At 38.9% G+C, this 19116-nt stretch carries 15 protein-coding genes, 1 pseudogene and 1 riboswitch; of the genes and pseudogenes, 4 read left to right on the top strand and 12 right to left on the bottom strand.

From position 1 onward, the window contains the following. Window positions 1–121 precede the first annotated feature (121 nt). From MKX55_RS11570 to MKX55_RS11540, 7 genes are all read right to left on the bottom strand, one after another. On the bottom strand, window positions 122–685 hold the full coding sequence (locus tag MKX55_RS11570) for a TetR/AcrR family transcriptional regulator (protein ID WP_339238319.1): 564 nt from the start codon (window positions 683–685) through the stop codon (window positions 122–124). 22 nt (window positions 686–707) lie between these two features. Then, complete coding sequence (locus MKX55_RS11565; protein ID WP_339238317.1) at window positions 708–1478, bottom strand: glucose 1-dehydrogenase; 771 nt, start codon at window positions 1476–1478, stop codon at window positions 708–710. Window positions 1479–1781: 303 nt separating this feature from the next. Further along, the gene (locus MKX55_RS11560) at window positions 1782–2276 is read right to left on the bottom strand and encodes a LysM peptidoglycan-binding domain-containing protein (RefSeq protein ID WP_339238315.1); all 495 of its coding nucleotides are present in this window, start codon (window positions 2274–2276) and stop codon (window positions 1782–1784) included. Between the two features lie 723 nt (window positions 2277–2999). Continuing rightward, complete coding sequence (locus tag MKX55_RS11555) at window positions 3000–3620, bottom strand: hypothetical protein (RefSeq protein ID WP_339238313.1); 621 nt, start codon at window positions 3618–3620, stop codon at window positions 3000–3002. Between the two features lie 299 nt (window positions 3621–3919). Then, window positions 3920–4606 carry a thiaminase II gene (gene tenA / locus MKX55_RS11550; protein ID WP_339238311.1) on the bottom strand — a complete coding sequence of 229 codons (687 nt, stop codon included), beginning with the start codon at window positions 4604–4606 and terminating at the stop codon, window positions 3920–3922. 89 nt (window positions 4607–4695) lie between these two features. Then, a riboswitch (TPP riboswitch) is annotated at window positions 4696–4798 on the bottom strand. A gap of 148 nt (window positions 4799–4946) precedes the next feature. Next, a complete protein-coding gene (locus MKX55_RS11545; protein WP_339238309.1) occupies window positions 4947–5987 on the bottom strand; it encodes an NAD(P)-dependent alcohol dehydrogenase in 1041 nt (346 codons plus the stop codon). Window positions 5988–6317: 330 nt separating this feature from the next. Next, on the bottom strand, window positions 6318–7556 hold the full coding sequence (locus tag MKX55_RS11540; RefSeq protein WP_339238307.1) for a CNNM domain-containing protein: 1239 nt from the start codon (window positions 7554–7556) through the stop codon (window positions 6318–6320). Between the two features lie 233 nt (window positions 7557–7789). On the opposite strand from MKX55_RS11540, the gene MKX55_RS11535 reads away from it, so the two are divergent. Further along, window positions 7790–7912, top strand: coding sequence for a hypothetical protein (locus MKX55_RS11535; protein WP_339238305.1), 123 nt, complete (start codon window positions 7790–7792; stop codon window positions 7910–7912). 177 nt (window positions 7913–8089) lie between these two features. Here the strand turns inward: MKX55_RS11535 and MKX55_RS11530 are convergent, their stop codons facing one another. The 4 genes and pseudogenes from MKX55_RS11530 to MKX55_RS11515 form a co-directional block, all read right to left on the bottom strand. Continuing rightward, window positions 8090–9139 (bottom strand): NAD(P)/FAD-dependent oxidoreductase, encoded by a 1050-nt coding sequence (locus MKX55_RS11530; RefSeq protein WP_339238303.1) that lies wholly within the window; start codon window positions 9137–9139, stop codon window positions 8090–8092. A gap of 568 nt (window positions 9140–9707) precedes the next feature. After that, the gene (locus tag MKX55_RS11525) at window positions 9708–9911 is read right to left on the bottom strand and encodes a twin-arginine translocase TatA/TatE family subunit (protein ID WP_339238301.1); all 204 of its coding nucleotides are present in this window, start codon (window positions 9909–9911) and stop codon (window positions 9708–9710) included. A gap of 27 nt (window positions 9912–9938) precedes the next feature. Further along, window positions 9939–11678, bottom strand: coding sequence for a GMC family oxidoreductase (locus MKX55_RS11520; protein ID WP_339238517.1), 1740 nt, complete (start codon window positions 11676–11678; stop codon window positions 9939–9941). Between the two features lie 114 nt (window positions 11679–11792). After that, window positions 11793–12260: pseudogene (locus MKX55_RS11515) on the bottom strand (gluconate 2-dehydrogenase subunit 3 family protein); the annotation flags it as partial. Window positions 12261–13243: 983 nt separating this feature from the next. Between MKX55_RS11515 and MKX55_RS11510 the strand changes: the two are divergent. After that, the gene (locus MKX55_RS11510) at window positions 13244–14635 is read left to right on the top strand and encodes a PLP-dependent aminotransferase family protein (RefSeq protein WP_339238299.1); all 1392 of its coding nucleotides are present in this window, start codon (window positions 13244–13246) and stop codon (window positions 14633–14635) included. 124 nt (window positions 14636–14759) lie between these two features. On the opposite strand, the gene MKX55_RS11505 is transcribed toward MKX55_RS11510, so the two are convergent. Further along, window positions 14760–16067 carry an MFS transporter gene (locus MKX55_RS11505; RefSeq protein WP_339238298.1) on the bottom strand — a complete coding sequence of 436 codons (1308 nt, stop codon included), beginning with the start codon at window positions 16065–16067 and terminating at the stop codon, window positions 14760–14762. Window positions 16068–16588: 521 nt separating this feature from the next. Between MKX55_RS11505 and ahpC the strand changes: the two genes are divergently transcribed. Together ahpC and ahpF are read left to right on the top strand one after the other, a co-directional pair. Continuing rightward, the gene (ahpC, locus tag MKX55_RS11500) at window positions 16589–17152 is read left to right on the top strand and encodes an alkyl hydroperoxide reductase subunit C (RefSeq protein WP_042534036.1); all 564 of its coding nucleotides are present in this window, start codon (window positions 16589–16591) and stop codon (window positions 17150–17152) included. A 189-nt stretch (window positions 17153–17341) separates the two neighbouring features. After that, window positions 17342–18871: an alkyl hydroperoxide reductase subunit F gene (gene ahpF / locus MKX55_RS11495; RefSeq protein ID WP_339238296.1), complete on the top strand. Its 1530-nt coding sequence runs from the start codon at window positions 17342–17344 to the stop codon at window positions 18869–18871. The last annotated feature ends 245 nt before the right edge of the window (window positions 18872–19116 follow it).

Genomic DNA, 19116 nt, shown 5'->3' with positions numbered 1-19116 from the left:
TCCATAAAGTTATTTTAAAAGCTGCTTATTTATAAATAAATAAGCAGCTTTGTTCGTTATATGATAAATGACATACTTCTCGAATATTCCGCCAAGCTATGTCAAGAGACTCCAGCAATCCTTAAGCTGAAATAATAGAATGAATCTCTTTGGAAACGATGGAATCAAAATAAGAGATGTCTCTGGAACTTTGCGTAATCAATTGCGCTCCTTGAACCACTACAAATAGATGATTCGCCATCGTACTTGCCCGTTCTTCGATAATGTGAAATTCCTCTAATTTTTGTTGAAGCCATAATACATTTTTATTAAAGAATGCATTGATTTCTTGCTGCAATTCATTATCTAAAGAAAAAGATTCCATGGATAGCATCGAACATAAACATACTTGATAATTTTTCTGTAAACTGTCTTTAAATTGTTCTGTATATGCAGTAAGAATCTCTTCAAGAGAATGAAGTTTGTCACAGCGATCGTCTAAAGAAACAAAAAAATGATTAATATAGTGCTCTAACACACTTTTTATAAGGTCTGATTTAGTCGGAAAGTAATAATGGATGCTTGCTTTTCTGATGCCTACTATGTTTGCAATATCAGCAAAACTAAATCCATTTATCCCCCTTTCTTGAATCAGCTTTTCCCCTGTTTCAATAATTTTTGTTTCCGTGCTTTCTTTTTTTGCCATTCAATCACCTTTATCTTTATTATTAACGCAGCCTTGCTGTAGCTCCGCCATCTACAGGCATAACTGTCCCTGTAATCCAGGAAGATGATTCACTTGCTAAGAATAAGATTGCATTCGCAACATCTTCTGGTTGTCCATTTCTTTTTAAAGGATGGAATTCATTAAAGGAACCTAAAACCTCCGGAACTTCCTCATCTGAAAGGAAATTATTATAAATTGGCGTTTCCACTACAGCAGGAGCTACTGCATTTACCCGAATATTATCTGCAGCTAATTCCACCGCCATATTTTTTGTAAGCGCGTGTCTCCCAGCCATGGCTGCGGAATAAGCAGCGGATGGTGTTGCTTCTACTGATTGAATCGCCCACATAGAACCCGTGTTGATAATAGCACCTTGTCCACGTTTCTTCATTTCCGGAATGACTGCTTGCGAAGTGAAAATAGTTCCTTTCACAATGACATCAAGATAAGATTGCACATCTTCCGGTGTATATTCTGTGAATGAAGTTGGAACAAACTTCCCAGTATTGTTAACAAGTATATCAACTCCGCCATATAATTCAACTGCTTTGTTAACCAGCTCTTCAGAAGTTTCCGGGAGGCTGATATCGCCTGCTGCAAAGCTTACTTTTTGACCGGTTGGATTAATTTCTGCCGCTGTAGTTTTCAATACCTCTTCTCTCCGTCCATTAATAATTACATTAGCACCTTCATTAAAGAATAATTCTGCCGCTTTTCGGCCGATTCCAGTTCCTCCGCCAGTAATAATTACGGTTTTATTTTGAAATTGCATGTATGTTTCCCCGCTTTCATTTTATTTATTGAATATTTTTATTCTACCTACCGATAGGTAGAATGTCAAACGTAGAATTTTTGGTACAAATAAAAAATAAACCCGCCTGAGTAAGTTGGGTTTATTCAGACGAGTAGTTATACAAATGTTATTAAAGTTAATGGGTGCTTTCTGAGTTTAATATAATAACTTAAATACAAAAAAGCAACCAGCCTACATGAGATTCATAGGCGGTTGCTTTCTTTGCGTTAATTTGCGATAAGGGTTTTAACATACAGTAAATCTGTCATCTAGTTCCTATGCTTAATAGGTCCACACTTTAGCTTGAAGTTCTTGTACTCCAAATTCTAATGCATCGTCTAAGTCTTCCTTATAAATATCCAGGTGGCCATTTGTAATAGCACTCCCCCGGTCTTCGCACACGTAAGTTTCATCCAGCTCCGGGATATGTATTTTCGTGCCAAAAGGAAGCGATTGCGGACATGCAATGGTCCTTCCTTCTTCAACTTCCTCACCAGAAGCTGTGATGCCATAGGCAGGATCACCAGGTTCTTTACCAGTAGATTCTGGACCAGCTGTATAAGCTGTCACTGTAAAAGAGGTTCCGTTTTGATCTGGTATTGTTATTGTTTGTCCGGCTTCAATATAAGCGGAGTCCGATATGGACGGGTTTGCCGCAATGACCGCATTGACATCTACCTGATAGTTTTGTGCGATACGATAGACATTATCTCCCGGTTGTACTTCATGATATTGCTCCGCAGCTGCTGTCCCCGCAAAGAACACGAATCCAGCCAAAGCAAGAAAAATTGAAAAAATATACTTGATAATAACACCTTCCCCTCCAATATGATAGTAACTATCTACCCCGCTTCATAGCTTATAAACTCAAATTCTATCTATTTAATCTAATTGTAATAAAAATGAAAAAATAGAAATATATCTTATTCTATTGATTATTTTCCATAGATAAGCATGCTGGTGAACTCTTGCGTAAAAAATTTAATCAATGAATTACTTTATCGCATGACGATGTAATAAAAAACGATAAATCATTCACAACTCTCGAATAATTTATCGCAGGCTATTATCAATATCGTACGCTTTAGTGCGTAATTTATAGTTGTATGGTAATCAGTTAAATTAGTCTTCTCTCCGTCTTACCTTCCTCTTTTAATTTTAAAATAAAAATGAAGGCAATGATTTTATCTCGTTTTCCTTCTTGTCCAATTATATTCTATGTATAAGCGTAGTAAGTAAGCTGTCGTTGGAAAAAGATATTGCGTGTTTATTATGTAAGCCTATGGCACCTTCCACAAAACAGCCTGTTAAAAAAGAGAAGGAATCTCTATCAAGTCTCTAATATGTTGGTTGGGGGGTAACACAATGAGTCATCTGATTTATTCACAGAACAATTTGATAGAGAAACCTTATTCCTTATCGATAATGATAATCATTATCACTTTAATTGTCAATACATAATTGCAATATTATTTATTTTAGGGAATGGATTCATTCCATTTAAGCGGTGCCTTCCCCGTTCACGACGATCAAATCAAATGATGCCGGCGGGCACAAAACGGAGAAATAGTAATCCTCTGCAGGATCCCATTGCTTATGCCAAGCCTCATCTGCATGCCCCTCTCTTACATTATGCCGATAACGGCGAACCTCTGGTAATACATCCACTAGAACCTTAAAATCAACAACATCAGAAAATTCGGGCAGCGCGCTATAAATTCCATCAAGAATAATGACCTTTGAGGGCTTTTTCGTTATGGAGGATGAGTCCAGGCCATTTTCAGCAGAGAAAGAAAAAGGATGATATTGAACGCTCTCCCCCGCTATAAGCGGTAACAATGCTTCCTTATGCAGACGTTGCCAGTCAATACATCTGCGACACTTCCATTCCGATGTATAAGTATCCCATTCCTCGTCTGTAATCGTTGCATCGAAGAACGCATCACATTGAATAACAGTTGCTCCTACATGTGAAGCAACCTCAGCAGCCAGCGTAGATTTCCCTGCACCGCTTCCCCCGTCCAGAGCCACCACTAAAGGGCTGGTTCGTCCTTTCAGGCGTCCGTTTATAGTGGATACGATTTGCTGAGCAGCTTTTCTTGTTACTGGATTGTTTTTCACGATTATCCCTCCTCCGTGTCAGACACAAGATTAAATTCACTATCTACAAGTATTCATTTCTTTGGAATAAATGCTTATTAAACTAAATTTCCGGCTTCGGCTTGTTTGCTGCTTGCCATTACGAAAATTGTATCACAAGTAAATTAGCTGCATCGTGTTTTTAACAAAATTGCGCAGTTGGTATAATAAATACTTTTCCCTCCCAGTCCAAAAAAAGAACCCTCAGATAAATGAGAATTCTTTAACATGAAACAAATAAACCGAACCCATTAAGAAATTGGAAGCCGTTCTGTTTCTTCTTAAGGGCTGTTCACTTTTTTACATTCTGAAAGCCAGCCTTCAAAAGTGTAGGACATTTCCCAGAAATGGAGTTCATATTCTTTTGCGATAATAAATTGTTCTTTTACCTTCTCTTTTTCCTTGTCATTCATATCTTCAACTAAAGTGTTTAGTAAATTAATCATTTCCCTAGTTGAATCTTGAAACCAGTCACTCGCATACATTTTAATCCAGTTACGATAAATTTCCGGCTCTGGAGCGGCATGTTCATTCACTTTTCCGATGTCCGCATATAACCAATAGCATGGCAGTATGGCAGCGACAGTATGTGCTAGATTTCCAGACAGGCTTGCTCGATACAAATGCGAAGTATAGGCATAGGCAGTTGGCGCTGGTTTGAAGTTATCTAAATCTGCTTGGGTAATATTTAGAATCTCAGCGTGCTCGTTATGCACGGTCAGTTCGGCCTCTGCTGTAAAGCGCGCTTTATCAGCTAAAAGAGCAGTCAGTTTAAAATCCTCTGCCTGAGACGCTGCAATCGCGTGGATCTTACCGTAATGTTTTAAATAGTAAATATCTTGTAAGATATAATACTTAAATGTTTCCAGCGGTAAATCTCCTTTCACAATTCCTTGCACAAATGGGTGATGTAAACTCTGCTTCCAGCTTTCCTTCGTTGCAGCACGTAATTCATCCGTAAATTTCATAAAAAAATCCTCCTCTAATCTTTTTTCTAAAGACTAGTAGAAGGAAGTATCTGCATAAAAAACATACACACGTAAAATAGCGCATGGTTTGTCTGCTCATTCTACTTCCCTCCGCTGGCCTTAACCAGATCAGGTTCTAAGGGTGCTAAATATACATTTATCTCAGCCTTTACGGCGCCCCTAGCAGAAAATTGAAATGTATTCGATTGTCTATTATGGTAGCAGAACGAATTTTTAAGTCAAGTCTTTTTAGTTTATAAGAAAATCAGGAAAGAAATAATCAAATCTATTAAAAAATAGGTTTCCAAAAAGCTAAAAAACTAGTGTGTTTCACTCGTTATCATGGATAAATCATTATCTTAATACTAGTATCCTTCTGATTTACGGCCGTTTCTACCGCTTCTTTGATATCATCCAAACGATATTTATGAGTAATTACATCCCCGAGACCAAGGTTCTGGCTGCTTATTGCCTGAATCGCTGTAGGATAACTGTTTGCATAGCGAAAAACACCATGAATGTCGTATTCTGAATCGACGATATGGGTAATATCTACAGGTATTTCTGAGGAAGCAGGTAATCCGACTAATACAACCCTTCCTCCACGTTTCGTAATCGTCAGTGCATCCTGTACTGCCCGGCCATTACCAGAAGTTTCAACAGCGATATCCAAACCGCTGCCAGCTGTTGCCTTTTCTATCTCCTCATGAATATTATCTTGTGTTGGATCAAATACCTTTGTCGCGCCAAATTTCTTCGCTAATTCTCTGCGATATGGTACCACATCCGAGCAGTAGATTTCGGTCACTCCGAATATTTTAGCAGCTTTGATCGCTAACAGCCCAATAGGCCCTAAACCGGTAATCAGCATTTTATCATTAGGATGGACTTTTCCGCGCTGCATCGCATGAATGCCTACAGAAAGCGGTTCAATTAATGCTCCTTCTTCATAGCTCATTTGCTCCGGTATCTTAAAGGCAAAATCACTGCGAATCGTAACATATTCAGACCAGGCTCCGTCAACTGGCGGTGTCGCCATAAATTGTACCTCTGGACAAAGATTATATCGGCCAGATTTACAATATTCACAAGTTCCGCATACAACACCCGGTTCGACAGCTACACGATCGCCTGCCGCAAGATTCTCGACCTGACTGCCAGCTTTAACAATATCTCCTGCCAATTCATGCCCTAAAATGAGTGGTTCTTCTACGACATAACGCCCAATTTTTCCATGTTCGTAATAGTGCACATCAGAGCCGCATACGCCGATACACTGCACTTTGATTAATACTTCATTTTCCTTTGGTTCGGGTATATTTATTTCCTTAATCTCAATATCCAATGGCTTATTCAGAACTGCTGCCTTCATCTTTTTCATTCCGTTCCACCTCTTTGATATGTATTATCTTACTAAGCATATAAATATGTCATCATATACTATTTGAGAAATTAAGATGCAAAGTTTCTCAAGAATATATTCTTCATTGTAACACGCGTTTAGATATACGATATAACAAACTTGTACCCTTTCTTTTATTCTTAATAGAAAACATCGATTTACCTTAGGCTATTTTATTAATATAATATAACTTTAACGATTGTCTCTTCATTCAATCCATCTACGAAGAGTTTAGAACAATTTATTGATGGCGCCATGCGATCTAGAACACCATCAATAAATATTTTACTGTTTTCTAATAAAAAGCATTTACTCCTGTTTTCTCCAGTCTTTTGATATTTTAACTTTATTAATTCTTTTCGTATCAGCCTCAAGAATTTCAAATGTTAAATTTTCATACTCAAAAATCTCTCCTATTTGTGGAATATATCCTAATTGACTAAGACAAAATCCAGCTAAATTATCCTCTTCTTCTGGAATTCTTGTTTGAAATATAATGTTCAGCCGATGTAATGAAATTTTACTATCACAAATAATTTCTGTATCTGTTTGTTTTTCAATTATAACGTCATGAACGTCTGTTTCGTCTTCAATATCTTGACCAATCATTGCTTCAATCAGTTCTTCAAGGGTAATAATACCTTCTGTACCACCATACTCATCATGCACGATCGCGAAGTGTTTTTTCTTTTGCAGCATCTGCTTATATACCACACTTACTTGTTGAAATTCATACACATGCAAAGGATTTAAGTCTGCAAAATCTTTCACTTGCTTTTCGGGTTCACGGGACCAAGAAACGAAAAACTTCGAATGGAAGACACCGATAATATTATCAAGATCATCTTGGTAAACAGGATAACGACTAAATTGATTTTTTATTAGAATTTCACTCGCTTCCTCAAAACTTGCGTCTGCAGTAATTCCTTGCACATCGATTCGAGGAGTCTGTAATATGTCAGCAACATTTAAAGTGGAGAAATCCAGCATCCCTTTTAAACCGTACACTTCATCCCTTCCAAACGTCCCTTCCTTATGTCCAATATCTACCATTGCTCTCATATCTGCCTTAGAGATCGTTATGTGACCATTATTATCTTGTCCAAGAAGTTTAATGGTTGTTTTGGTCAATAGGTTCAATAAGAAGATAAATGGCTTTAGGATTACGAGAATGAACATCGTTGGATAATAGACAATATGTGCAATTTTTTCAGGAAATGCAGCTGCAATCGACTTGGGCATTACTTCCGCAAGAATAATAATTAATACTGTTAAAACTGCTGTAGTAATACCTAGATTCCAATTATATTCAAGTGCTACAATCGTAACTAATGAAGGAAGCACAATATTTGGTACATTATTTGCAATTAATATACCTGGAATAAACAAATCAGGATTATTGACCAGCTTTAATAAGCGTGCGGCTTTTTTATCTCCATTTGTCGCTTTTAGCTGTAGTTTCATTTCATTTGTTGCCGTCAACGCTGTTTCACTGCCAGAAAAATAACTGGAAGCGATAAATAATAAAATGATTGAAATAATTAACATGGTCAATCTTTTTCACCTACTCTAATTCTATTGTTATTTACACTTTATCAGCTGCTCCCTTAACCAAATTATATCAAAACAGAACTGAGATTCCAAAAAGGGTGATATATAAATAAAGAACAGGTTTATTCTGCTGTAGTAGTAACACATCATTTCGTGGGGGTTTTTGATAGAAGAGATGGTAAAGAGATACTTTAAAACAAACCTCTATCATCGGACAAAGAGTATGAAAAATGGCTGGTGAAACATTAATAAAAATGAAACTTCATTCAGCTGGCGGATTATGTGGGGTTATCTGGGATAAACAATCCTTTCTATCGTCTGTGGTAACCATTAAATCTTCCTTAGCATGGTAAAAACAGGAGAAGCGTCTTGGGAAATAGAGTTCATGCTGTATATCTGCTTTTTCCTGACGCTCCTCACTGGCAGGTGAATTGTACCTCTTTTTTTCAAGATGTGATTGAGGTAAATTTAAGTCATTCTTTATCATTATAAATTATACGAAACGGAGAAACTCTTCTCTAGCTATTTCCTTATTTTTTAGTATACAAGTGAGAAAGCAGCTCTCTGTTTTTTACATCAAATTTAGAATTATGAGAAGACACATAGATTTCATTATAAGCATCTGGCTTCATATACAGCTTAGCTTGATTCACTGTATTCGCTGCATCATTGTATGCGCCAGCGATTAATGGCACCTTCCCATCAAATGAAAGAATATCACCAGCAGCATATAAACCAGCTATGTTCGTTTCTGCTTTTCCGGATCCTTTTACGAAAAAGTTTTGTTCGAGTTCCACTTGCAACGGACTTTCTTTAATAAATTTCAGTTCTCTGTCAAATCCATGATTAATGATTAAGTCATCCACTTCAAAATGGACCTCTTCCCCGTTTTTTTGGTTTCTTGTTAAGATCTCTTTGATATGATGCCCTTCCTCATCTGCAAGTAGTTTTTCTATCTTAGTATCTTTATAGATATTGACAGAAGAAGCTTCAAGATGAGCAATGTGTGCTTCCATCGCTTTGAATTCCCCGCCTCGATAAATCAAGGATACTTGCTCTGCGATAGGTTCCAGTTCGGTGGCCCAGTCAATGGCAGTATCTCCCCCGCCGGAAACGACTACTTTCTTACCTTTAAATCTGTCAAGGCTCTGTACTGTATAATGAAGATTGCTTACTTCGAAACGGTCAGCTCCTTCTATATCCAATTTAATTGGTTCAAGGATACCTCCGCCAGTTGCTAAAATAACCGTTCGGCTAACATATTCATGCCCTGTATCAGTTGTCACCACAAATAAATTTTCTGTATCCTTTTCAAGCTTTTCTACTTTTTCGTTTAAAATAATTTCCGGATTAAATGTACGAGCCTGCTGCTCCATTTGCTCCATCAATTGAGCGCCAGTAATCGGTGTTAGACCTCCTATATCCCAAATCATTTTTTCAGGATAGACATGAACCTTCCCTCCAAGCTCTGGTTTGAATTCGATAATGCGGGCGGATAAGTCGCGCATCCCGCAATAAAAAGCTGCATACAGTCCTGCCGGGCCGCCGCCAATAATTGTTACATCTTTGCATTCTGTCATCGTCTAACAACCTTCCCTAAATTAAAATTTTCTGTGTTCTTTGCCTAATATTTGTTAGGGTGTACACCAGATTGATAAAAAACTATCAGATGGAAATGCACACGCTAAAGTATGGATAATATGTAGAATGGTAATTGTTATATCGACCAATTGGAAGAGGCCAATTACTACAAAAAAAGCCTTTTCTCAACATTGATCATACTCTGTGTTCAAGAAAAGCAACCAGGTATTATTGAAAAAGAAGGAATCCTCCATCTGTTATCTATTCAATAAGGGATATAGGTAGAATTTTAAGCAGTTCATAAAAATCTAATGAATAGATAAATCCCACTATTTAATGATAATGATAATCATTATCAATGTCAATGCGCTTTTTATTATTTTCCATCTTTTCGTTCCTGAGTAAACAATTTAAAAAAACTGGTAAAAGTTTATCGTACACAGCGAAATAAAAGCCTTGTACCTAAAGATACCTGCCGGTGCAGCTCTCTTTTTTAGTACAAGACTTAGAATAAATTAACATTCAAAGGAGGTTCTTGTTACTTTACAGGATGATAGGCGTAAGATTTCATTCTCCCCTTTTGTCTTCCGATATTTCCTTTGCTTTACTCGTTTCTTCATCACTTATAATGCCTTCTGCTGATTTTTTAAATGAAGTCAGTGTTTTCCCTAAGGCAGAACCAATTTCGGGCAGTTTTTGGGGGCCAAAGATAATCAAAGCCAGAATAATAATCAGAATCAAGCCTGGGATACCGATATTGGAAAGCCCCATTATGTTACCTCCTCTTTTGTTCTATCATTAAACATGCTGGCTGTTTTTACTCGCTTGGACCAATTGTCCTCCTTCATCAAGAAATTTAATAATTCCTTCCGCAGCACGATACGCCAGTGCTCCAACCGTACCAGTCGGGTTGTAGCCGCCATTATGGGCGAAAGCAGAAGCACCGACAACAAATAGATTATCGACATCCCACATTTGTGAATAGTTATTTACTGCAGAGGTTTCTGGATCAGCCCCCATAATGACACCGCCCGTATTATGGGTCGTCTGGTATGGGACGATATCATAGTGTTCGCTGATTTCTCTGATGTCCACGTGATCGGCACCCATTTCTTTTAGAATCTCCCCGGCTTTTTCCGAAAGATAGCGATGCAAGTTTCGGTCCTGCTCTGTGAAATCGTACGTTAACTTCAATAAAGGATTACCATATGCATCTTTATAGTTTTCATCCAAGCTTAAGTAATTGTTGCGATGCGGCATGGAAGCTCCTTGTGCGCCAATAGAAAGAGAGCGGTTGAAATAATGCAGTGACTGCTCTTTAAAATCCTTCCCCCATGATGGCGTGCCATTAGGTACTGGATTGCTTTCAATTGGCCGGCGTCCAGTTTGTGTAATCGATAAGGAACCGCCATGAATGAAATCTAAATCTTTATGATCGAAATTATCTCCATTGTAATCATCTACAGTAGCTCCAAGCGAGCCTGCCCCCATAAAAGTGTTAAACTTTTCATTTTCAAAGAAGCCCGTCGCGCCAGCGCCGATTTGATAGCAATAATTCTTCCCAATGACGCCTTTTCCTGTTTCTGGATCATAAGGCTCACCAATTTCTGATTGGAGCAGTAAACGCGTATTGTTTAATACATAACTGGTTAAGATGACAACATCTGCAGGTTGTTCAAATTCTTCTCCTGTCTGCACATCGACATAACGGACACCAGTTGCCTGGCCATCATTATAAAGTACCTCGACCACATTAGAATCAGGCCGCAATTCAAAGTTTCCTGTTTTCTTTGCAGTAGGGAGAACGGTAATATTCGGGCTTGACTTTGCTCCGTACTCACAACCAAATCGCTCACAGAAACCGCAATATTGACAAGCGTTGATTGTTTCTCCATCCGGATTTTCGTATGCCTCCGATAAATTTGCGGAAGCCATTTGGATGGGATGAAGATTTAAATTCTGAGCAGCTTTTTTAAAGCGATCCAAGATGGGAGTGCTTTTCATTGGGCCTGTCGGATAATCGTTCTTCCGAGGAGCTCCCATTGGATTCTCTTCTCCGCTGATGCCGGTAGTTTGTTCAAATTTATAAAAATAAGGCTCTAATTCATCATAAGTGATGCCCCAGTCCTGTAATGTATAATCGTCGCTCAGCTTGTCCTTTCCATATTTTTTATCTGTTTCCGATTTGATTTCCAAGTCATATGGCAAAAAACGCCACGTATGTCCATTCCAATGATCACCAGCACCGCCGACACCTTCTCCCAGAAGAAATGAACCTAATTGTCTCATGGGCAGTGCATGTTCATCCCGTTTATTCCGAAATGTGATGGTTTCTTTCGAGGTATCCTGCATCAGCCCATAACGGACAGCGTAACGGTATTCATCATGAACCATATGAAAATCCTCTGTTCCTCTGTCACCGCCTCGTTCCAGACCAACGACTTTATATCCTTCCTTTGTCAACTCTGCGGCAAGAATACCGCCTGTCCAGCCAACCCCAACAGTGACAACATCTACCTTGTCCAATTTCTTTGCCATATCAACAGCCTCCTCATCGTATTGCAAATGATCGTTTAATGCTTTTGGTTCCATTTCTATAAAGCTTTCATCCTCAATTTTATCGGTATAACTCATTTGACTGCCTGGATATTCCTTCATTTTCCAACCGCGCATTTTATCATTTCCGCCATATAAAGGGTCAGCATAAGCACCTGCGAGTGTGGATGCACGCAGCATTTTGAAAAACTCAGAGGACGCAACCCCTTTTAATTTTACTTCGTCATTTTCAAATTTCTGCAATATTTTATCCTGCTGTTCTCCTTCCAAATCTATAAAAGACTCCTTATAATCATTTTGGCTTTCCTGCTCTAATGCACGGATTCCCTGTATAAAGATTTCATGACGTTTTAATGCAGACTGATAGCCTTGAAAAGGGGTTCCCTTACGAAAGGGACCTTGCATATATTCTTTATCATTATTTCCATATGCTCCTGCTAACTGATGATCAATAAAATAGGGAACTCCAAGAGCTAGCGCGCCAGGTCCATTATCATCTTCTGGAAATATACGCTCCGTCGCTGCACCAAGCGTATTAAAATCAGCATGTCTTGTGAAATACATTAATGCCTGGTTGAAATTCTCCTCTTCTTTTACAGTAGGTGCATTTGGCTGTTTCGTTCCACTACCACCAAAGCTTGCTCCAAACACAGATCCTATCAAACCGCCGCCGATAAGACCTCCTGCTACATACCCGGAATTCTTTACAAATTTTCTGCGTGACATCTTAGAACCCTTTGACTCTTCAGCCATTTTACTCCCGCCTTTCTAAAACAATTAAAATGTTACAACTAGAATGTAAAAAACTCATTTTGAGTGAGTTATCAGGATGGGAAAGGAATGATTCTGCTTTGGATACGTTCTAAAACTTCCTATTTACGTATCCTTTCATTATTTCAAGCTAATTATTTTTTCTATGTCCTCTCTAAACGTTATGGTGCTTTTACTAGTTTTTAATTCGTTATTACATCTATATGTTTTCTCTGATGGTCATATACCTTATAAGTCAAAAAATACGAAGATTGGATTGCTGTTATTTCTAACATTCTATGACAATCAGGTCTTCTATAAACAGCCAATTCAATTAAATATATAGATAACTTCCTTTACTCCATTTGGTTTCTTATAAGTAACAATGTTTAATTAAAAGTGCCTGCTTCTCAAAAACGGATGAACAGCTTGCAAAAATCGCAAAAGAGTACGTGGATTATGCATTAAATCCGGAGCTGCTTGTCCGCTGATATAAAAAGACGCAGCAGAGCTGCCGATTGTTCGATAATGACAGCCATACTAAAAACCAAACCTCATTTTATTGGCAGATTTGGTTTTTAGTATGTCAGGATTGGCGATTTGCTCTGCAATTGCAATTGCTTCTTAAGGCATTAAATCGTCATGAAGTTTAGTAAATTCAAAAAAATAATTGCAGATGGGATGAATATGCTTATACAATATAAAGCAAGGATGTTATTCGGTATTTTAAGAAATCATCGAGATTGTAAAAATCTGTCGAAATAAACCGCGTAAAATTGTATAAGAGGATGAGGAACATGTCTATTAATTCTTTTGAAAACTATCCGATGTCTTGGAAACCATTGCTTGATAAAAACAAAAAGCCAGTTTATCAAACTCTCGCCCAGCAATTGGAGGGTGATATACTAAATGGAAATTTATTGCCGGGCACAAAGCTTCCCCCTCAGCGAGAGTTGGCTGATTATTTAGATTTAAATTTAAGTACCATTTCAAAAGCTTTTAAAATGTGCGGGTTAAAGGGCTTGTTAAGTTCATCTGTCGGCAGCGGAACTTTTGTAGCGTATGATGCACTATCCAATGCCTATTTACTTGAGGATACAAAGCCAAAGCACTTAATCGAAATGGGTGCTACATTGCCTGATAATGATTCTTATAAACTGCTTCAGCTTCAATTAAAAAGTATGACACAAGAAACAGACTATGAAAAATGGTTTGGTTATGGCCGTGCCGGAGACAGTCTTTGGCAAAAAGATGCTGCCGTAAAATTTATCAAAAGAGGCGGCTATGAAACGGCTGTTGACCATATCTTATTTGCAAATGGTGGACAAAATGCCATTACGGCTATATTAGCCAGTCTCTATAAATCCGGCGACCGTATTGGCGCTGATTCCCATACTTATCCTGGATTAAAAACGGTTGCCGCAATGTTTGGAATACACATCGTACCAATCAAAGCAGAGAATCATGTCATGAGCCCCTCTGCTTTTGAAGACGCCTGTAAAAACGAACATATCAAAGGGATATATATAGTTCCCGACTATCACAATCCGACTGCTAGCTGTATGCCTGTCGAAAATCGAAAAGAAATCGCAGCGATTGCCAAAAAGTATAATCAGATTATTATAGAAGATGCGACATATAACCTTCATCATAAAAAAACATATCCGGCAATTGCAGCTTTTGCACCTGAACAGACCATTTATGTTGCCAGTTTATCAAAGTCCATAGCACCAGGGCTGCGATTAGCTTATGTGGCGGCGCCAAAACAATATAAGGAGCTCATTTCAAAAGCACTATATAATTTAAATATATCCGTCTCTCCCTTATTAGCAGAATTGGCAGCACGAACCATTGTATCCAACCAGTTTGAAGATTTAATCGAAGAACATCGGCAAGAAGCGATCCGCAGGAATGAACTTTTTGACCGTTGTTTGGCTGATTACACATGCTTGGGGGCTGATATAGGCATCTTCCGCTGGGTGCTGTTGCCAGGAAAAATAACAGGTGCGCAATTTGAATTGCTTGCCGCACAGCAAGGTGTACAAGTTTATGCAGCAGAACGCTTTGTAGTTGGTAACAGTTCTCCAGAAAGAGCTGTAAGAGTTGCCGTTTGTGCCCCGGAAACAACTGAAGAGCTCGAGCATGGCCTGCTTATTCTTAAACGATTACTAGATAGCATCCTTTCATAAGGTTTTGAGAGCATCTAAAATGCCTGAACTTTTGAGGTTAAAAGTTTCAAGCATTTTAGATAGATATATGTGTTATTTCATTTTTATTCCAAAAGATGTATAGAATAATAACCTTCGCATCACTCTATGAAGCTCTTTTCTGTTTATTAATATCTGCCCAAATAATGATAGGAATAAGCAGTAATGAAAGAATCGCACCGCCAATGGAAAGAAATGCATAACTGGAATTTGCTACAATCATACCAGATATTCCGCCCCCTAACGCTCCGGACAAAGCAATCCAGACATCTACGGTTCCCTGCGTCTTCGCTCGGCTGTCTAATGAAGTAGCGTCTACCAGGATTGCGGTTCCGCTAATCAAACCAAAATTCCATCCAAGACCGAGTAACACGAGCGCAGTAATAAGTACTGCCATCGAATCCGCGGGCCCCAAAGCAGCTAAAACACCAGAAGCAAGCAGTGTAACCGCGGAGGCAACAGCCATCGCAGCACGGCCAACTTTATCAACTAAGCTCCCGGTTATTAAAGAAGGCAAATACATGGCACCAACATGAAAACCAATCACAAGGCCGACAGCCTGCAGGTCATGTCCGTGATGCCCCATATGTATCGGCGTCATAGTCATAATAGCAATCATAACAAACTGCGTTAAAATCATTACTGCAGCTCCTGCCCAAATACCTTTTCTGTTTTTAGGTAACCCGCCCGTGTTTTCTTCTGACTTCAAATGGCTGTTGCCTTTCTCGGCATTAGAGATGGCTTTCGCTACAAGCAGCGGATCAGGACGCAGATAAAATAAGAGTATCAATCCTGCTAGTATATAAGCTGCTGCAGCTAATATAAATGGGCCTGCCAAAGCAGGTACTCTCAGAAATATCGCAACATCCCCCATAAATTCCACCAGATTCGGTCCGGCAACAGCGCCTAATGTAGTAGAAACCATGGCCATACTTACAGCTTTAGCCCGTTGTGCTGAACCTGCCAAGTCTGTTCCTGCATAACGCGCTTGCAGATTGGTGGCTGTTCCTGCCCCATAGATAAACAGCGCAATAAATAAAAGGACAATACTGTTCATTAATGCTGCCATAACGACACCAATGGCGCCTATCCCTCCAGTTAAAAAACCTGCTGAAAGTCCAAAACGACGTCCGTAGCGTTGAGAAAGCCGTCCTACAAATAACGCTGTCCCTGCAGATCCTAAGGTAAATAATGCTGTAGGAATCCCTGTTATGCTATCCGTTCCCAGCATATCCTGAGCCAGGAGTGCTCCTACGGTAATCCCGGCCGCAAGACCTGCACCGCCAAATATTTGAGACATAATTACAACGATTAACGTTTTCTTATACAATTGCTTTTGTTTTTCTGGAGAATCAATGTAAGATTGCAGCCAAGCTGAATTATCTCCAGATTTCATTTCATCATCTTTCGCCATTTTATCCCGCCTTCATACTAATACAGTTCTTTTTTAGTAACAATCATAATATTTAGATAGCTTATCACGAATGAAAAAACCATACAACACAATAATTGTATGGCAAACAATATTTTAAAATTATTGTACGGCGGCCAAATAGATGAAGCCTTTCTATTCTATGACGCCCTTCTATGATTTCTTTTGAAACGCCGCCCCTGCTTTTATCTGTTTCTGGAATTGTTCTTTGCAGTCCTGTGAAGAAAAACACAAATTGCCCCTTTTTCATTTGCCGAATCCGTTCGCAAATGTTATACTCTATTCTCAATTAGTTATTCAATTTTAGAATAAAAGAACAACATAAGACAGCTTATTTCGTTCACAATTTGTTAATAATTCAAGTGAAATAATGCACTTTTTCACTTGGGTTCCTTGACAAATTATCTCTAATTTATAATAATTATTATTAGATTATAATTATTGTTTTCATTAATAAAAATCAATAATTATAAGATTACTATTTTGCAAGGAGGACATACATTATGTCACTAATAGGTAAAGAAGTACAACCATTTCAAGCAACTGCATTTCATCAAGGTGAATTTGTAGATGTATCCGAAGAAAATTTCAAAGGTCAATGGAGCGTTGTTTGTTTCTATCCAGCAGACTTCTCTTTTGTTTGCCCGACCGAATTAGAGGACTTACAAAATCAATATGCTGAATTAAAAAATCTTGGTACAGAGGTTTATTCTGTTTCTACAGATACACATTTTGTGCATAAAGCATGGCATGAAGCATCAGATGCTATCAACAAAATTGAATATACGATGATTGGTGACCCTTCTCAGCAAATTTCCCGTAACTTTGAAGTATTAAGAGAAGATGCAGGACTGGCTGACCGCGGTACATTTATTATTGATCCAGATGGCGTTATCCAAGCTGTAGAAATTAATGCTGATGGCATCGGCCGTGACGCCAGCACATTAATCAATAAAATCAAAGCGGCACAATATGTACGTGAAAATCCAGATGAAGTTTGCCCTGCTAAATGGGAAGAAGATGGAGAAACGTTAAAACCAAGCCTTGATTTAGTAGGAAAAATCTAAGAAAGCACAGTTAGCCGATTAACGGCTGTATTTTAATTTAAACGGGGTTCGGCGTTACGTGCGTCGAACTTCCTTTGTGTTATACAGTCTATTGATGCAGATTTCTCCATCAGGGGAAATTCCGAGACAGCTATGAACAAAGAGATTTATTTTAGTTTTTCCGATTTTAATAGAGAAAAGAGGTTTACTATGCTCGATCAAGAAATCAAATCACAACTTAAAGAATATTTGCAGCTATTGGAAAATGACATTGTACTCAAAGTAAGCTTTGGCGCTGACGATGTTTCCAAAGAAGCAGAAGAACTGGTCAATGAAATTGCAGGAATGTCTGATAAAATCACGATTGAACAAGGTGATTTCCCGCGCACTCCGACCTTTAGCGTAAATCGTCCTGGAGAAGATTCAGGTATCGCTTTTGCCGGCGTTCCACTTGGACATGAATTCACTTCTCTTGTCCTTGCTTTATTACAAGTAAGCGGACGGCCGCCGAAAGCAGATGTGAAGCTCCTGGAACAAATCAAGCAATTACAGGGGCCGCTGCATTTTGAATCGTATGTCAGCCTCTCCTGCCATAATTGCCCTGATGTGGTTCAAGCGTTAAATTTAATGAGCGTGGTTCACCCTGCAATTACGCATACTATGATTGAAGGATCTGCATTTAAAGAAGAAGCAGACGATAATGGCGTGATGGCTGTTCCATCTGTCTTTTTAAATGGGGAATCCTTTGTTAACGGACGTCAAACCCTAAAAAGCATCCTTGAAAAATTAGGAAATACAACTGTGGATGTATCCGGCCTGAACGATAAAGAAGCATTTGATGTGCTTGTTGTCGGCGGCGGTCCTGCTGGCGCCAGCGCAGCTATCTATGCAGCACGAAAAGGAATTCGTACCGGTGTCGTAGCAGAACGATTTGGCGGACAGGTTCAAGATACCATGGGCATCGAGAACTTTATCACTACCAAATATACAGAAGGTCCGAAATTGGCAGCAAGCCTGGAAGAGCATGTTCGTGATTATGAAGTAGATATCATGGACTCGATGCGTGCTAAATCGCTGGAGAAAAAAGACTTATTTGAGTTAGAACTAGAAAATGGCGCAACACTGAAAAGTAAAACAGTTGTGCTTTCCACCGGTGCACGCTGGAGAAATATTGGCGTCCCTGGGGAAGCAGAATTCAAAAATAAAGGTGTTGCTTATTGCCCACATTGTGACGGACCGATTTTTGAAGGAAAAGATGTTGCGGTTATCGGCGGAGGTAATTCCGGGATTGAAGCAGCCATTGATTTAGCCGGAATCGTTAAGCATGTCACAGTTCTTGAATTCCTTCCAGAACTGAAAGCAGACAAGGTTTTACAAGAGCGTGTATATAGCTTGCCAAACGTAACAGTTATCACAAATGCTCGTACTTCTGAAATCCATGGTGATCAAAAAGTGCAAGGTCTTCGCTATGTTGACCGTGAAACAGAAGAAGAACACAGCATCGAACTTGCCGGTGTCTTTGTACAAATTGGCCTTGTGCCAAATACGGAATGGCTGGAAGACACGGTGGAACGCAGCAAATTTGGAGAAATCATTGTAGATAAACGCGGTTCCACGAATATTCCTGGCGTATTCGCTGCAGGAGACTGCACAGACAGCGCATATAAACAAATCATTATTTCAATGGGATCTGGAGCCACTGCGGCTTTAGGTGCATTTGATCACTTAATTCGTAATTAAGGTGGAAAGACTAGCGGGAAACTGCTAGTCTTTTTATCTATGAATCAATTTAACTTTTATTTATTTGGCGCAAACATAAGCAACGCTGCCGATAGAATCTGGATTTTCCAACTGATCTATCATCGATGTAGCCAAGTCGTCCCTAGTTATACGTCCCTTCCCTTTTGGTACAGGCTTATCGAGACTTATTCGGTAATTTCCTTTTGCTAAAAAAATAACAACTCACTTCTAAAAAAGTGTAACTT

Source organism: Oceanobacillus sp. FSL W7-1281 (assembly GCF_037969835.1).
Classification (GTDB): domain Bacteria; phylum Bacillota; class Bacilli; order Bacillales; family Amphibacillaceae; genus Oceanobacillus; species Oceanobacillus oncorhynchi.
Note: the sequence above shows the minus strand (reverse complement) of the source record. Positions and strands in the feature narration are given on the sequence as shown.

Coding starts and splice junctions, on each gene's coding strand:
- MKX55_RS11520 (WP_339238517.1), bottom strand. CDS start 11,678: ATGGCAAAGAAATTGGACAAGGTAGATGTTGTCACTGTTGGGGTTGGC.
- MKX55_RS11505 (WP_339238298.1), bottom strand. CDS start 16,067: ATGGCGAAAGATGATGAAATGAAATCTGGAGATAATTCAGCTTGGCTG.
- MKX55_RS11510 (WP_339238299.1), top strand. CDS start 13,244: ATGTCTATTAATTCTTTTGAAAACTATCCGATGTCTTGGAAACCATTG.
- MKX55_RS11570 (WP_339238319.1), bottom strand. CDS start 685: ATGGCAAAAAAAGAAAGCACGGAAACAAAAATTATTGAAACAGGGGAA.
- MKX55_RS11530 (WP_339238303.1), bottom strand. CDS start 9,139: ATGACAGAATGCAAAGATGTAACAATTATTGGCGGCGGCCCGGCAGGA.
- MKX55_RS11535 (WP_339238305.1), top strand. CDS start 7,790: ATGGCTGGTGAAACATTAATAAAAATGAAACTTCATTCAGCTGGCGGA.
- MKX55_RS11565 (WP_339238317.1), bottom strand. CDS start 1,478: ATGCAATTTCAAAATAAAACCGTAATTATTACTGGCGGAGGAACTGGA.
- MKX55_RS11525 (WP_339238301.1), bottom strand. CDS start 9,911: ATGGGGCTTTCCAATATCGGTATCCCAGGCTTGATTCTGATTATTATT.
- tenA (WP_339238311.1), bottom strand. CDS start 4,606: ATGAAATTTACGGATGAATTACGTGCTGCAACGAAGGAAAGCTGGAAG.
- ahpC (WP_042534036.1), top strand. CDS start 16,589: ATGTCACTAATAGGTAAAGAAGTACAACCATTTCAAGCAACTGCATTT.
- MKX55_RS11545 (WP_339238309.1), bottom strand. CDS start 5,987: ATGAAAAAGATGAAGGCAGCAGTTCTGAATAAGCCATTGGATATTGAG.
- MKX55_RS11540 (WP_339238307.1), bottom strand. CDS start 7,556: ATGTTAATTATTTCAATCATTTTATTATTTATCGCTTCCAGTTATTTT.
- ahpF (WP_339238296.1), top strand. CDS start 17,342: ATGCTCGATCAAGAAATCAAATCACAACTTAAAGAATATTTGCAGCTA.